We start from the raw sequence: 14,225 nt of genomic DNA, 5'->3' as shown, positions 1-14,225 counted from the left end.
GCAACCACGACCGGTCGACGTGCCCGGTGGCGGACCTACCGGGGCGACGGGAAAACGCGGATGGTTGAGGTCAACGAGCCCAGTGGCGATCCAGCCAACGGGCAAGAAGGAAGAGGGATCACCTTGCTCACGTCGATTGTCCTGTTCTTCTTCTTTGTCGGACTGGCGACAGCCGGAATTCGCGGGTGGACGGCCGACAGCCGCGACGTGGAGTACCGGCTGTGGCCGTCGACTCCTGTCCCGGCCGCGTAGCAGTAGGACACGTCACCTAGCGCGGGCGCCTCCGATGAGCGACCGCCGGCAACCCACCACCAAGGAGACGACGACAAGAGCGCCACGTCGTGTGTCTGTTGCCGACGGTCGATGCGCAGTCAGCGGTCGTGCACGAGCGCCGCGTCAGCGCCTCGAGTCGGAAACGGAACTTTGCTCCCCCGATTGGACTCGAACCAATAATTCTGCGATCAACAGTCGACCGGTATCGGTGGCGTACAAATTGGCACACACGGCGGCGCCTCAGTAGAGCGAAAAACATTCCCCGATCATCGAGATGATCGCCCCGCGACCGCTGCTTCCGACGACTCCTGCGGTCGCTCGACGCGGCCCCATGGTGGGAAGCCCGACCGGCGCCGTCAGGCCGCAGCCGGTGTGGGTGCCCGCCGGATGCGTCGCCCAGAACGGACGAGGACCTCATTGCTCAGCCTCGGCAGCAACAGCTCCCGGTACACCGCCTCGTAGCCGGCGACCATCGACGTCGCGTCGAAACAATTCTCGACGTGCGTCCGGCACGCCGCCGGGGACAGCTTCCGGGCGGCGGCGATGGCGGCCGGCAACTCGGCGGGGTCGTCGCACAGGATGCCGGTCACTCCGTCGACCACGACCTCGGGTACCGCCCCCCGGCGGAGTGCGACCACGGGGGTGCCGCACGCCATGGCCTCGATCATGACCATCCCGAACGGCTCCTCCCACAGGATGGGGAACACCAGTGCGGCGGCACGGGCGAGCAGGTCGCGCTTGGCGGCGGCGTCCGCAGGGCCGAAGACCGTCACGTCGGGGCCGAGCCGAGGTTCGATGAACGTGCGGAAGTACTCCAGCTCGACCGGCTCGGTGCACTTGCCGGCCACGACGATGGGCAGCCCCGCGCCGCGGGCGGCGTCGATGGCGAGGTGCACACCCTTGTCCGGGTGGAGCCGGCCGAGGAAGAGCACCATCTCCTCCTTGTGGGCCCGGAACGGGAAGCTCGTCACGTCGACGGCGTTGTGCACGGTTCCCTGCCAGGCGAGGTCCGGCGCGGCTCGACGTTGCGCCGCCGAGATGGCGACCAGCGAGACCGTGTCGCCCAGCTGGCGGTAGTACTCGCCTGGCTCGCCGGCCACCGGGCCGTGCATCGTGACGACCGTCGGCACCGCCCGGCCGCGGGCCAGCAGCGGCCCCGCCAAGGTGTGGTCGTGCACGAGGTCGACGTCCAGCGGGGCCAGGATCCGGGCGACCGCCGCCGTGTGCAGCACCTCGGGGAGAGCTTCACCCAGCCGACCGCTGGGCGGCTCCAGGTAGGTGGCCTCGAACCGGCCGGCCTTCGTGCCCGGCATCCCCGCCCCGATGAGGGTGACCTCGTGCCCCCGCTCGACGAGCCCGTCCACCAGGTCCGCGCACATGTTCTCCACGCCGCCGTAGCCCTGCGGCGGCACCGTGAACCACGGCGGCGCGATCATGGCGATGCGCAGCGGGCGGAGGGTGCGGGGAGCCGTCATGGGGTCCGATCTGCTGAGGGGGACGTAACGGAGGGGACGACGGCGGGACGGGCATCCCGGATGAGCTCGAACCCGGGGGGCAGACCCTGCGCCCGCACGACACCGGCGGCGACGGTGACCGTCATGCGGGCGCCGCCCAGAGCAACCCGCTCGAGGGCGAGGTCGCCCAGCTCGCCGGGAAGTCGAGGGGCGAGCCACACCCGGGAGTCCGGCACCTCCGGGTCGAAGCGGAGCAGGGTCCGCAGCAGCAGCAGCGGGCTGGCCGCCGCCCAGGCCTGGGGAGAGCACGACGTCGGGTACGGAATGGGCGTCTCGAACTCGGTGCGGTCGAAGCCGCAGAACAGCTCCGGGAGGCGCCCGCCGAAGTGGACGGAGGCCTCGAGCAGCCCGCCGGCGATCCGCTGGGCGTGCTCGACGAACCCGTACCGCATGAGGCCTGCGGCGATCACTGCGTTGTCGTGCGGCCAGACCGAGCCGTTGTGGTAGCTCATCGGGTTGTAGGCCTCCATCGAGGAGGCCAGGGTCCGCACGCCCCAGCCGGTGAACATCTCCGGGGAGAGCAGGTGCTCGGCCACCGCGGCAGCCTTGTCCTCGTCGATGATCCCGGTCCACAGGCAGTGCCCCATGTTGGACGCCAGGCTGTCGATCGCTCGCTTGTCCCGGTCCAGACCGAGGGCGAACCAGCCCTGGTCGGGCAGCCAGAAGTCGCGATTGAAAGCCGAGCGCAGCTCGGCCGCGCGCTCCGCCCACCGCTCGGCGGTGGCGACGTCGCCCGCCCGTCGGGCCATCTGCGCGCGTGCGATGTAGGCCGCGTAGGTGTAGCCCTGCACCTCGGCCAGCGCGATCGGGGTGTCGGCGATCCGCCCGTCGGCGAACGTCACCCCGTCGAAGGAGTCCTTCCAGCCCTGATTCCGCAGGCCTCGGTCGGTCGCCCGTTGGTACTCGACGTAGCCGTCGCCGTCCCGGTCGCCGTATCTGTCGCTCCACGCCAGCGCACGATCCGCCGCGGGGAGCAGCTCGGCCACGGCTTCGGGGTCGACGCCCCAGAGGGCGGCCTCCCCCAGCAGCATGACGAACAGCGAGCTGGCGTCGATGCTGCCGTAGTAGACGGTCCCTCCGGCCAGCGAGTGCGCGGAGTCCGCGCCGAAGCGCATCTCGTGCAGGATCTTCCCGGGCTCCTGATCGCTGCGCGGCTCCACTTCGGTGCCCTGGAAGCGGGCGAGCGTGCGCAGCGTGCCCAGCGCGAGCGTGGGATCCATCAGCAACGCCATCCACGCTGTGAGGATGGAGTCGCGTCCGAACACGGTCATGAACCACGGCGCCCCGGCGGCGACGGCCACCCGGTCGGGATGCTCGGGATCGAAGATGCGCAGCGCCCCGAGGTCCTCCTCGGTGCGCTCGATCAGCGCGGCGAGGCCCCGGTGGTCGGTGAGCACCACCGGGTTGGCCAGTCGCCACTCCCGCAGCCGCTGCGAGGGGACGGTGCGTTCCACCGGCTCGTGGCACCGGTAGCGCGAGGGCAGCTCCCCGCCGTTGAAGGAAGGCTGTACCTGCAGGCAGCTGGACCACTCGCCCCGGGCCGGGACGACGACGTCCACCGTCAGGGTGCCGTCGGCGTTCGCCGTCCACCCCTCGGCGTGCACGCGACAGCCCCGCGCGTCATCGCGCCAGGTCCGGTGGAACTGGAGCCCGTCGACCCCGGCGCTCATCCGGTGCTCACCCCGGGGCTGGACCCGGCTCTCCTTGACCTCGAACAGGTCGGCGAAGTCCGCGCCGACGGCGACCGAGACCCTGCAGGCCGCGGCCTCGGCGGCGAGGTTGCGCACGACGACGTCCTCACGCATCCCGTCGCCGACGTACCGGTGTCGCAGGACCAGCAGGGTGCTGTCGGCCCGCCCGGCTCGGGGCCGGGCCCGGGCGACGAAGGTCGTCGCGAAGGGCTCGGCCTCCATCGTGGCCAACGGCTCAGGTGCGACGTCATCGACGAGGAGCAGCCACCGGGACAGCAGCCGGGTGTCGCGGAAGAACAGCCCGTGCGGCTGTTCGGGATGGATGTCGCCCGTACGACCGCACACGCAGAAGCCTGCCCCCTCGACCAGGGTGACCGTTCCCCCGGGAGAGCCCAGCGCCGGCGGTTCACCGGCGAAGGTCCAGCCGACCGGCACGCCGTCAGCCCCTTCCGCGCACGACGGCAGGTGCGGAGCAGGCAGGGCTGCGGATGTCGGTGGCCCCGGGTGGCGTGGCGCGAACGGCTGAACCGGGCGGATGCGGTGCGGTGACCATGGCGGTCGTCCCCCTCTGGCAGGGGCGCCCGGGGGCGCACCCTGCTGCCGCGGACGGCGTCGACTTGGTCGTCGACGTGCGGGGTGTCCTCGGCGGCCGCAGTCTCGCACACGGTGGACCCGCCGCCCTCCGGCGGATGACCAGGGCTTCACCCGGCATGGGCGGTCCGGCCGGAACGGCGGCCTCGACGGACGGGACCAGCCCCTCGATGGGCGTACGTTGACTCCAGGTGCCCTTCTTCGCACTCAGCCCCTCCGCTGGCGGAGGGAGATCGGCGGTCCACACATGGACCACTCACCACGCAGGGACTAGGACGGCCTCCCGGCGGTCTCCCCATGACGACCACGGCAGCCGTCCCGTTCCGCGATCGGTACCCGACCGCCCACCATCACCGCCGTACTACGGCGGAGTCAGGCCGTTGACACCATGACCCTTTCTGCAGCACATCCGTCCATCGCAGCCCCGCGCGAGGCCCCTCACCGACCTGAGCGGGAGCAGCGGTTCGCGGGACGTGATGCGCCGGCTGACGGGATCGAGGCGTGCGACGTCTGTCCGCATCCGTTGGACGCCCACGATGCGATCGGTTCGAGATTCTGTAGCGCGACGCTCGACGGTGCCCTCACCAGAGGCTGCGTCTGCCGACCCTCGTGACGCCCCGCATCCTGGTCATCAGGCTGGGGGGTGCGCACAGCGGGCCGTTGCCTCGCGCGCGTACGTCGATCGGCCCGCTGGTCGGGCGGTGTGTCCGGTTGGAGCAGAGATCTCGCTGACAGAGCCGACGGCGTGCCGCCTCGACGTCAAGCCATTTCCTCACAGCCCGGCTGTGCGAGTCGAAGCATCAGTGGCGACAGGCCCGGTCATCCGACCATTTCTCCGCCTCAGAGCCGGCGAGGGCCGCGATCAGGGAATCATCGAATCCATCGGTCCCGGGCGCCGGGATAATCGCCTGCACCGTCGTCGGATCGCCGGCGCTCGAATGACGGACCACATCGCTGTCACTTTTCCTCCAGCGGCAAGAAAGGGTCACCGGAATCGACACCGAGGCGAATCTCGCCCGCGGTCGTCAGAACGTTCGGCGCACCGGGAGCGTCGCCATGAATTCTGCAGAAGAGCCCCCCTTCTTTGCCGGAAGATCGGCGATCGTCGGCCTCGGGTTCGCGCTGCCCTTCCGATCTCTTCCTCCACGGCTGCCCATCACCCCTTCTCGGCGGTCGCAGGGCCTCCTCCGCGCATCCGCGGAGGACTGCGTCGCTCCGCGGGCCGAGTGGCCGTCGATCCGGACCGCGCGCCGGCGGTCAGACGAGTGGCCGGCACTCGTCCTGCTCGTCGTCCCGGTCGGCTCGACAGGTCGACCCGGTCCCCCGTCACCGGTCGGAGGCGGCGAAGCCGGGGCGGAGACAGGGGCCCGTCGGCGATTGCGGCCGCCGTGCCGCCGGTGGGCATCGCTGTGTTGTGGATCGCGGCCAACCGTCTCGGCGGTGCGAGAGAGCCAGTCGGTCAGACGCCCCCGGAGAGGCGACTCTGTGTCTGTGTCTCGGCTCGGGCGGTGTCCCGCTCGCGAACGAGGTCGTCTCGTCGCTCGATCGCTGCGTCGGTCTCCAGGCGGGACTGCTTGAGTCCTTGACGTGCTACTCGACCGCGCCGGGAGGTGCGGCGCGCTCCGGCGAGCAAGAGGCCCAGGCCGAGCAGCGCGATGGCACCCACGACGATCCCGTAGAGAAACACAGTCCCGGTCGAGCCGGTGACGTGGTACCCGAACACAGCGAAATCGTGGGTGAGCTCGTGCCCGCTGCCAGCGTTGGTAAGAACCCCGGCCAGGCCTACCACCACGGCCGCGATCAAGAGGATGAGACCTGCGACGACAATCATGAGAAACCTCTTATCCGCGTCACGGGGGTGCAAGCACCTACAGTACGCCGAAACCTCAGCCCTGAGGTGACATCTCCCTCCAAAATGCTTGATTTTCGGCTTCGTTCGACAAGCAACAGCCGGACGGCCCGATCGCCGCGCGCCGATACGACCCCGATCGGTCAATTCTGCTCTCGCCGAAATGGTCCTCTCGCCGAAATGGTCACGGTGGTACGCCAGCCCTCTACGTGTTGAGCGGAGCGGGGGTGCTGAAGCGAGCGGCGCGGCGCTGCAGTTGGTGCTCGCGGCCGCGGCGTCGGATGCTCGGCAGCCGCCCCTCCGGGTCGGCGAAGAACACCCGCTTGGCGAGTTCGATGAGCGCGAGGTATCCGACGACCATCGCGATGAGCGCGAGCAGGAACGTGAGGGGCAGGGGCGCGAAGCCGAGCAGGTGGGACAGCGGCGACTGGGGCAGTGCAACGCCGACGGCGACCGTGGCGAGTGCGGCGAGCAGCAGCGGGCGGCTGGGGCGGCTGCGGGTGAACGGACTGCGGCGGGTGCGGATGGCGAAGATGACCAGGGTTTGGGTGGCCAGCGATTCGGCGAACCAGCCGCCGCGGAACAGTTCGGGTCCGGCGGAGAAGACGCCGAGCATGAGGGCGAAGGTGAGGAAGTCGAACAGGCTGCTGATGGGGCCGAAGAACATCATGAACCGGCGGATGAACCCGATGTCCCAGTGAGAAGGGGCGCGCAGCTGCTCGGCGTCGACGTTGTCGGTGGGGATCGTGAGCTGGCCGGCGTCGTAGAGCAGGTTGTTGAGCAGGATCTGGCTGGGCAGCATGGGCAGGAAGCTCAGAACGGCTGATGCGGCGGCGGCGCTGAACATGTTCCCGAAGTTGCTGCTGGTTCCCATCAGGACGTACTTGATGGTGTTGGCGAAGATGCGGCGTCCCTCGGTGACGCCGTCGGCGAGCACGCCGAGATCCTTCTCCAGCAGGACGACGTCAGCGGCGTCCTTGGCGACGTCGGTGGCGGTGTCCACACTGATCCCGACGTCGGCGGCGTGCAGGGCGAGAGCGTCGTTGACCCCGTCTCCGAGGAAACCGACCGCCCGGCCGCGGCGGCGCAGCAGGCGGACCAGCCGGGCCTTCTGCTCGGGGCTCACCCGGGCGAAGATCGTGCTGGTCTCGGCAGCGGCGGTCAGTGCGTCGTCGTCCAATCCGGTGAGGTCGATGCCGGTGAGCGTGCCGCCGGAGACGAGTCCGAGGTCGGCGCAGACCTTCTCGGCGACCAGTGGGTTGTCACCGGTGCAGACCTTCATCGTGACGCCGAGTGCGGCCAGCCGCTGCAGGGAGGCGGCGGCCGCGGCCTTCGGCCGGTCGAGGAACACCAGGAAGCCGGCGAGGGTGAGGTCGCGTTCGTCGGCGGGAGTCGGCACGGTGAGGCCGCCGGCTGGGCGCGAGGCGACAGCGACGACGCGGCTGCCGGCGGCGAACTGGGCCTGCAAGGCGGCGGCGGCCACGGCCGGGACGTCGACGCAGCGGGCCAGCACGTTCTCCGGCGCGCCCTTGCCGACGAGTTGCGCGACGCCGTCCGGACCGCGGACGACGGCGGAGGTCATGGCGCGCTCGTGGTCGAAGGGGAGCAGACCGAGGCGGCTCCAGCCGGTCACGGCCGACGTCGCCGGACCTGCGGCGCCTTCCCAGAGCGCGGCGTCCAGCGGGTTGCCGCCGACCGCTCTGCCGCTGTCCCCCGGCGCGTTCTCCGTGGACAGCAAGCCCAGCCGGAGCACGTCGTCGCTGGCGGCACCCGACGGGTCGAGCGCCGCGGTGAACGTGATCCGCCCCTCGGTCAGCGTGCCGGTCTTGTCCGTGACCAGGACGTCCATGTCGCCGAGGTCCTCGATGCACACCAGCCGCTTGACCAGCACCTTGCGCTTGGCAAGCTGCTTGGACCCGGTCGCCAGGCTGGTGCTGACCACCGCCGGCAGCAGTTGCGGGGTGATTCCCACGGCGATGGCCAGGCTGAACAGCAGGGACTCCAGCAGCGGCCGCTGCAGCACCAGGTTGGTGACGAAGATCAGCACCGTCAGCGCCAGCGCCACCTGCAGCAGCAGCACCGAGAAGTGCCGCAGTCCGACCTGGAAGTCGGTCTCGGGCTGGCGATCCCCGAGGCCGGCGGCGATCTTCCCGAACTCGGCGCGGGCCCCGGTGGCCACGACGACACCGACGCCGCCGCCGGCCCGGACGACCGTGCCCATGAACGCGCTGCTGGTGAGGTCGCCCAGGGCCGCACCGCCCGGCACCGGCACCCCGGTCTTGGCGGCGGCCTGCGACTCGCCGGTGAGGACGCTCTCGTCGCACTCCAGGCCGGTGGATTCCAGCAGCCGCAGGTCGGCGGGAACGACCTCGCCGAGCGCCACGCGGACGACGTCACCGGGCACCAGCGTGGTGACATCGACCTCCGCGGGGCCTGCGTCGCGCAGCGCGATCGCCAGGTGGGTGACCCGCGAGTGCAGAGCCTCGGTGGCCCGCTCCGCGCGGTACTCGTTGACGAACCCCAGGCCGACGCTGGCCAGCAGGATCACCCCGATGACCACGGTGTCGGTGCGCTGGCCGAGGAAGAACGAGATGAACGCGGTCACCGCGAGCAGGACCAGCACGGCGCTGCGCAGCTGACGGCCGAGGATCGCCAGCGGCCGGGCACGGTGGGTTCGCACCGCGTTCGGCCCGACCAGGGCGAGGCGGCGAGCGGCCTCCGTGGAGGTGAGCCCCGCTGCGGTGCTGTTCAGCCGCTCGAGCACGTCCGCGGCGGGCGCGGCGGCGGCCTCGCTCACGGCCATCGACAGGCCTGAGCCGCACTCCGGCGCCGAGTAAGGTGCCGGGCCGGTCCGGCGCAGCCCGCTCACGGTCATGCCCGAGCCGCCGATGCCGGGTCCCCGAGTGTCTGCTCGACACCGGCGGCGATCTGCAGGTCCTCCCGCGACCGCCCCACGAGCGTGCTTACGGCGCCGCGCCCGTCGCCGATGTCCACGTCCCCGTTCTCGATCAGGTCGACCTCGAGCGAGCTGCCGGCCTTCACCACGAGCGCCCGCACCTCAGACCGGCCAGGTCCAGTCGGAGATCTCCGCTGGATCCTCGCCGTGCTCGCGCGTGTAGGCGCGGGCTCGGACCCGTGCGTCGGCCATCTCCTGCCGTAGGTGGGCCATCCGCCCCCGCAGTGAAGGGACGCGGTCGATGACGTCCATGACGAGGTGGAAGCGGTTGAGGTCGTTGAGCATGACCATGTCGAAGGGTGTGGTCGTCGTTCCCTCCTCCTGGTAGCGCGCACGTGCAGGTTGGCGTGGTTGGTCCGCCGGTAGGTCAGCCGGTGGATCAGCGCCTTGTTCACGACGTGGTCGATGAAGCCGGGGTCCTGGTGGGAGAACCCGTTGTTGTCCTGGCGCCACACATGGCTGGACAGCAGATAGTTGAGCGACGCGATCGGGCGCCGCCACGGGATGCCTTGAGTGGGTTGGCCATCACGTAGATCTGGCCGACCGACAGGTAGTTCGCCGCCCGCCAGTAGGCGTCGATCAGCGCCAGTTCGCCGTCGTCGAGGGGCCGCGGATCGCCGGACACGGCCGGCGTGGGCCCTCGTACGTTGGCTCCGGTCGGCTGGAGAACCGGGGACTTCAGCATGGAACGGCCTTGTGTCGTGTGCTCTCGGGGCTGGCCCGGGAGCGTTGGAGGTGTCGCACGATGTAGGGGCGGGGGGTGCGGACCGGTAGCGCGGGGGCAGGGCGCACACCGGTCCTCGCTGCGGCGTCAGCCGCGAGTGGGAGTGGCGGAAATGCCGTTCCGCGGGAGGGTGACGACCGGCAACGGGGCGGCGGAGGTCGCCGAGTCAGCTGCCTCCGCCGGCGGGGTGGCGGGCAGGGCGCCGGCGGCGGCGGTCTCACGAGCGAGGAACGAGCCGAGCTCCCCGATGGTGCTCATGAGGGGCGCGGGGAAGACGACGGTCGTGTTCTTGTCGACCCCGATCTCCACGAGGCTCTGCAGGTTGCGCAACTGGAGCGCCAGGGGATGCGCCATCATCGTGTCCGAGGCGTCGCCCAGCGCAGCGGCGGCCAGCGACTCACCCTCGGCATTGATGATCTTCGCGCGCTTCTCCCGCTCGGCCTCGGCCTGCCGGGCCATCGCGCGCTTCATACTGTCCGGAAGCTGGATGTCCTTGAGCTCCACGAGGGTCACCTGGACGCCCCACTCCTCGGTAGCGACGTCGAGCAGCCCACGGATGTCGAGGTTGATCCGGTCGGTCTCCGACAGCGTCTCGTCCAGGGTGTGCTGGCCGACCTCCTTGCGCAGCGTGGTCTGGGCGATCTGGTTGATCGCGGCGTTCACGTTCTCGATCGCGACGACGGACTTCGTCGCGTCGATCACCCGGAAGTAGGCAACGGCGGAGACGTCCACGCTGACGTTGTCGCGGGTGATGATCCCCTGCGACTGGATCGGCATCGTGACGATGCGCAGCGAGACGCGGCGCAACCTGTCGGCCACCGGGACGATGACGCGCAGCCCGGGCTGCCGCACACCGACCACCCGGCCGAAACGAAAGAGCACGCCGAGCTCGTACTGCTGCACGACGCGCAGCGACATCGCCAGCCCGATGAGCACGACGGCGACGATCACGATGAGAACGGTCAGAAGAACGGTCATGAGTGCCTCGAAGGGAGGTCACCGAAATCTCCGGCGGTGAGCGGTCTAGCTCCCGAGGGCGCGGCGTGGGCGGCGCTCCCGTTCCGGACTGGCTGGCACTCAGCCCCCCAACAGTGCGCTCCCCCTGGTCACGCTGTCAATCAGTCCCGTGTGGCGCGGCCGGGGACGGCGAGGCGAGCAACCGCTCAGCGACCGCAGCCACCGTCTGCCCTGCGACGGCGGCCCGGCGGTGGAACTCCGCCTCCGCCGCCTCGGGGGGCCAGCCCTGGCCGATGAGCACCCCGAGGGCCCGGTCGAGAAGACTCAACTCTGCGAGTGTGCCCGCCAGAGCGGGACCGGTCGATGCGGTGAGCGGGAGAAGGTGGGCGTCGAGCTCGGGCGGCTGCCGTCCGCTCCCCAGCAGCGCCGCCAGGTCCTCGGCGAGCAGGACGAAGGCCCCCGGCGCCGATGCCTGCAGCACCAGGAGGCAGCCCAAGCCGGCCGCGGGGAGCGAGAGGGCGAGCGACGAGCGCACCTCCGTCGCCCGTGGCACCAGATCTGCTCCGGGGATGGGCAGCGCGATCTCGACGTCGATGCCCAGGCGGCGGACCGCGACCGACACGGTCGTGCAGGACGGGACCAGGGCGATCACCTCGCGGTTCAACCGGTCCAACTGAGCGGTCAGTGCGCCCTCGACCGGGCAGGCAGCGTCCCCTGCACGAGCGGTGGGACACGGGTGCGGGCGCCCACGGGCGCCCGCAGTGGAATCGGCGCACTGTGGGAGGACGTGATTCAGGAACTGCAGTTGCTCGGCGAGGGTCGGCGGAACGTCCATGGGGACGGTCTCCTGACTTGCGCGCGGTGCGCGAGGACCCGCATGCCTACCTGGAGTGCCGCCCGGGGGAGGCATCGGAGGCGACCAGACTGCGAGCGCTGATGCGCGGCGACATCAGGACGAGGGTGAACGACCGCTCCGGCCCTGAAATCACGCGCTGCGGATTTCTGCCCATCCGCGAGGTGGACGCTACTCCGCGCGGTCGACGCACGACCGGAACGAGGTCAGGCCGACGCTGTTCGGTCGGCGTCCCCGTCGGGAGCGGCCGCGGCCTGCCGGCCGCGAGCTCGCCGCACCGCCTCATCGACCAAGACCCGGGCAACCTCGGCGACCTTGAGGTGCTGCGCCTGGCTCATCGACCGCAACCGGCCGAACGCCTCGTCCGGACTCGCCCCGGTGCGGCTCATCAGCACGCCGAGCGCCTGGTCGATGACCGCGCGGCTGGTCAGTGCCTCCCCCAGCTGTGCAGCCAGGCGCTGGGACTGCGCCAGCACCTGGGCGTTGTGCGCCGCCACCGCGGCCGGCCGGGCGAACAGCTCGCCGGTGCGTACGGCCGCCGGGTCGAACGCGTTCTTCGCGTGGGCGTAGACGTTCATCGCCCCCACCACCCGGTCCGGCAGCAGCAGCGGCAGCGACAGCACGCTGTGCACGCCCATCCGCCCCACCCGTGGACCGAACCTCGGCCAGCGCGCGTCGCCGCCCAGCGACCCGGACGTCTGGGTCGCCCGCGACTCGACCGCGAGCAGGCACGGGCCCTCCCCCAGGCCGTACTGCACGTCGTCGACGGCGTGCACGAACCCGGCACTGGCCACCACGGTCTGCGCCCGGGCGTCCTCCAGCATGGTCAGGCCGGCGCCGTCAGCACCCGGGATGGCCTGCACGGCGAACTCCGCGATCTCGGTCAGCGTCTCGCGAAGCGGCCGGTGATCGGTCAAGAGCCCGGACAGACCCGCCAGGCTCGTCGCCAGATCGCCGTCCACGGCCACGCACCTCCCGCGCCCGACTGTTCGAGCCTGTCCACGGTAGACCCGGCCGGCCGCGGTCGAAGCAGGCTGAACAGGGGGAGGCACCCGGCCGGCGACTGGCCAGGAGGACGTGCCCCTACTCGCTCCAGCCCATCGCGCTCGGCTTGTTCTCCTCGCCGAGCGACCACCAGGGGAGCTGTCCGGGCGCCAAGGTCGGACGGGCGAACTCGGTCTGGCACGGCAGACGCGCCCTGAGGGTCACGAACTGGTTGCTCCCCCGGGCTGTCTCGATCTCCGCGACGCGACTTGCCAGGTCGACGGAGTCTTCCAGTTCCCAGACGAGACCCGCCCCTGCCATCCGAAGGACTTTGGGCATGTATCAGCCAGTCAGTAGCAGAAGTCGCCGCACCAGTGGCGCGGTCTCGTGCTGCCACCGCGGGGCCCGGACCGGCCAGGGGCATCCACGGGAACGACGTCACTCCTGCCGTCCGCGGCGGCATTCTGGCTCGCAGATGGAGAGGCGTCCCGGCGTTCGGACACAAGGGCCCCTCGACAGGAACGGTCGCAAGGCGCAGGTGACGGGGCCGGAGTCAGCTGAGTGGGCGGCGCCCTCGGAGTCCCAGACTGGCGTCGCCTGTTCCCCCGCCGGGGAAGCCTTCCCAACGGCCACCCGGTCGACGGCCGGACGCGGCTGAGGCACCAGGGCCGCGGCCGGGTGCAGCCCCGCTACTACCGCGGTAGGGGTGCGCCGGTTCGCGCGGTCGGGGGGTTACCGGGGGATCAGCCACTCGCCATGCAACGACAAAGGCCCCTGACCGGCGTCTCCGCTGGTCAGGGGCCTTGTTTGCTCCCCCGATTGGACTCGAACCAATAACCCTGCGATTAACAGTCGCATGCTCTGCCAATTGAGCTACGGGGGATGAGCGGGTGCGCGACCCGCTGGCCTGACGAGGGTACATCAGCCCCCGGACCACCCCCGGAGCGGCTCGCCCGGTCAGACGCCCAGGTAGCGTGGCGGCGTCCTGGCTCGACCGTCTGCGGAGGTTTCTCGTGGCGAAGCTGTCCTTCCTCGCCGGTTTCGGAGCCGGGTACGTCCTCGGCTCCAGGGCCGGGCGTGAGCGCTACGAGCAGATCCGGCGCGCCTACGCACACGCCAAGGACGACCCGCGCCTGCAGAGCCTCGCCGGCATCGCGCAGGCGCGTGCGGACGACGCCCTGTCCTCACTGCGCGCCCGGATGGGCACCGACGCGCCCCGCTGAGGCGAACGGTCAGTCCGGCTGCTCGGCGGCCACCAGATCGGCCAGTTTTTGCCGGGCGACCTCGCGCGCCTCCGGGTCGCTGCGCTGGGCGTCGTCGTCGAACACGACGCTCCACTCCCGCGCCGCCTGCCCGGGGACCCGTCGCGCGACGAGCAGCACCCCGCCCCCGTTCGGTAGCGGCGTGCGCTGACTCGCCACGACCGTCTGGTCGACCCGCCGGCGGACGACGCCCGGCAGCTCACCGGCATCGCTGAGCACGTGCCGCACCTCCGGCTGGCGCGCCTGCACGCCCGGCTCGACCTCTGCCAGCCGCACGACCTCGAAGCGCCCGCCGCCGTCGGAGGTCGCGAGCCACTTCGCCGACCCGATCTCGTGCCAGGGCACCACCTCGGCGTCGGTCACCGAGGTGACTTGCAGCGGGACCACCCGCAGCCCGCGCGAGGTCGCGACGAGCCAGCCACCGTCGCGGACCAGCGCCCCCCAGGCGAGTACCCGCTCGTCGGGGTCGCTCGAAGCCAGGACGGCGACCCGCACCGGCTCCGGTGGCCGGGCGAACCGCCGCTTGACCCGATCGATCACGCTCACGGCCGCTCCTCACTGGCGCTCGTCG

Annotated in this window: 13 protein-coding genes, 1 tRNA gene and 2 pseudogenes; 2 read left to right on the top strand and 14 right to left on the bottom strand. The window is 71.0% G+C overall.

Annotated elements, in window-relative coordinates; all coding sequences use genetic code 11:
• Positions 1-629 precede the first annotated feature (629 nt).
• Positions 630-1,748, bottom strand: coding sequence for a glycosyltransferase family 4 protein (locus AC2H4J_RS10135; protein ID WP_487464733.1), 1,119 nt, complete (start codon positions 1,746-1,748; stop codon positions 630-632).
• Positions 1,745-3,913 carry an amylo-alpha-1,6-glucosidase gene (locus AC2H4J_RS10130; protein ID WP_487464732.1) on the bottom strand — a complete coding sequence of 723 codons (2,169 nt, stop codon included), beginning with the start codon at positions 3,911-3,913 and terminating at the stop codon, positions 1,745-1,747. The genes AC2H4J_RS10135 and AC2H4J_RS10130 overlap by 4 nt, the downstream gene beginning before the upstream one ends.
• A 544-nt stretch (positions 3,914-4,457) precedes the next feature.
• Between AC2H4J_RS10130 and AC2H4J_RS10125 the strand changes: the two genes are divergently transcribed.
• Positions 4,458-4,682 (top strand): RGCVC family protein, encoded by a 225-nt coding sequence (locus AC2H4J_RS10125; RefSeq protein WP_487464731.1) that lies wholly within the window; start codon positions 4,458-4,460, stop codon positions 4,680-4,682.
• 846 nt (positions 4,683-5,528) lie between these two features.
• On the opposite strand, the gene AC2H4J_RS10120 is transcribed toward AC2H4J_RS10125, so the two are convergent.
• The 11 genes and pseudogenes from AC2H4J_RS10120 to AC2H4J_RS10070 form a co-directional block, all read right to left on the bottom strand.
• Positions 5,529-5,933 carry a hypothetical protein gene (locus tag AC2H4J_RS10120; RefSeq protein WP_487464730.1) on the bottom strand — a complete coding sequence of 135 codons (405 nt, stop codon included), beginning with the start codon at positions 5,931-5,933 and terminating at the stop codon, positions 5,529-5,531.
• Between the two features lie 190 nt (positions 5,934-6,123).
• Positions 6,124-8,721 (bottom strand): magnesium-translocating P-type ATPase, encoded by a 2,598-nt coding sequence (gene mgtA / locus AC2H4J_RS10115; RefSeq protein WP_487464729.1) that lies wholly within the window; start codon positions 8,719-8,721, stop codon positions 6,124-6,126.
• Between the two features lie 68 nt (positions 8,722-8,789).
• A complete protein-coding gene (locus tag AC2H4J_RS10110) occupies positions 8,790-8,963 on the bottom strand; it encodes a hypothetical protein (protein WP_487464900.1) in 174 nt (57 codons plus the stop codon).
• A gap of 13 nt (positions 8,964-8,976) precedes the next feature.
• Positions 8,977-9,327, bottom strand: a complete 351-nt coding sequence (locus AC2H4J_RS10105; protein ID WP_487464728.1) for a phosphoketolase family protein — start codon at positions 9,325-9,327, stop codon at positions 8,977-8,979.
• Positions 9,270-9,443: pseudogene (locus tag AC2H4J_RS10100) on the bottom strand (hypothetical protein); the annotation flags it as partial. The pseudogene AC2H4J_RS10100 and the gene AC2H4J_RS10105, both read right to left, overlap by 58 nt.
• Positions 9,395-9,559, bottom strand: a pseudogene (locus AC2H4J_RS10095) (hypothetical protein); the annotation flags it as partial. The pseudogenes AC2H4J_RS10095 and AC2H4J_RS10100, both read right to left, overlap by 49 nt.
• Positions 9,560-9,685: 126 nt before the next feature.
• Positions 9,686-10,576 carry a slipin family protein gene (locus AC2H4J_RS10090; protein ID WP_487464727.1) on the bottom strand — a complete coding sequence of 297 codons (891 nt, stop codon included), beginning with the start codon at positions 10,574-10,576 and terminating at the stop codon, positions 9,686-9,688.
• Between the two features lie 136 nt (positions 10,577-10,712).
• Positions 10,713-11,207 (bottom strand): hypothetical protein, encoded by a 495-nt coding sequence (locus AC2H4J_RS10085; RefSeq protein WP_487464726.1) that lies wholly within the window; start codon positions 11,205-11,207, stop codon positions 10,713-10,715.
• A gap of 407 nt (positions 11,208-11,614) precedes the next feature.
• Entirely contained in the window at positions 11,615-12,370 is a 756-nt protein-coding gene (locus tag AC2H4J_RS10080; protein WP_487464725.1) for a GAF and ANTAR domain-containing protein, read from the bottom strand.
• A 121-nt stretch (positions 12,371-12,491) separates the two neighbouring features.
• Complete coding sequence (locus tag AC2H4J_RS10075) at positions 12,492-12,713, bottom strand: hypothetical protein (RefSeq protein ID WP_487464724.1); 222 nt, start codon at positions 12,711-12,713, stop codon at positions 12,492-12,494.
• Between the two features lie 489 nt (positions 12,714-13,202).
• Positions 13,203-13,275 (bottom strand) — tRNA-Asn (locus tag AC2H4J_RS10070).
• Positions 13,276-13,405: 130 nt separating this feature from the next.
• Here AC2H4J_RS10070 and AC2H4J_RS10065 point away from each other — a divergent pair.
• Positions 13,406-13,615, top strand: a complete 210-nt coding sequence (locus tag AC2H4J_RS10065) for a hypothetical protein (protein WP_487464723.1) — start codon at positions 13,406-13,408, stop codon at positions 13,613-13,615.
• Positions 13,616-13,624: 9 nt separating this feature from the next.
• Here the strand turns inward: AC2H4J_RS10065 and AC2H4J_RS10060 are convergent, their stop codons facing one another.
• Complete coding sequence (locus AC2H4J_RS10060; protein ID WP_487464722.1) at positions 13,625-14,200, bottom strand: hypothetical protein; 576 nt, start codon at positions 14,198-14,200, stop codon at positions 13,625-13,627.
• Positions 14,201-14,225 lie beyond the last annotated feature (25 nt).

It is taken from the genome of Blastococcus sp. OS1-29 (assembly GCF_057628075.1).
Note: the sequence above shows the minus strand (reverse complement) of the source record. Positions and strands in the feature narration are given on the sequence as shown.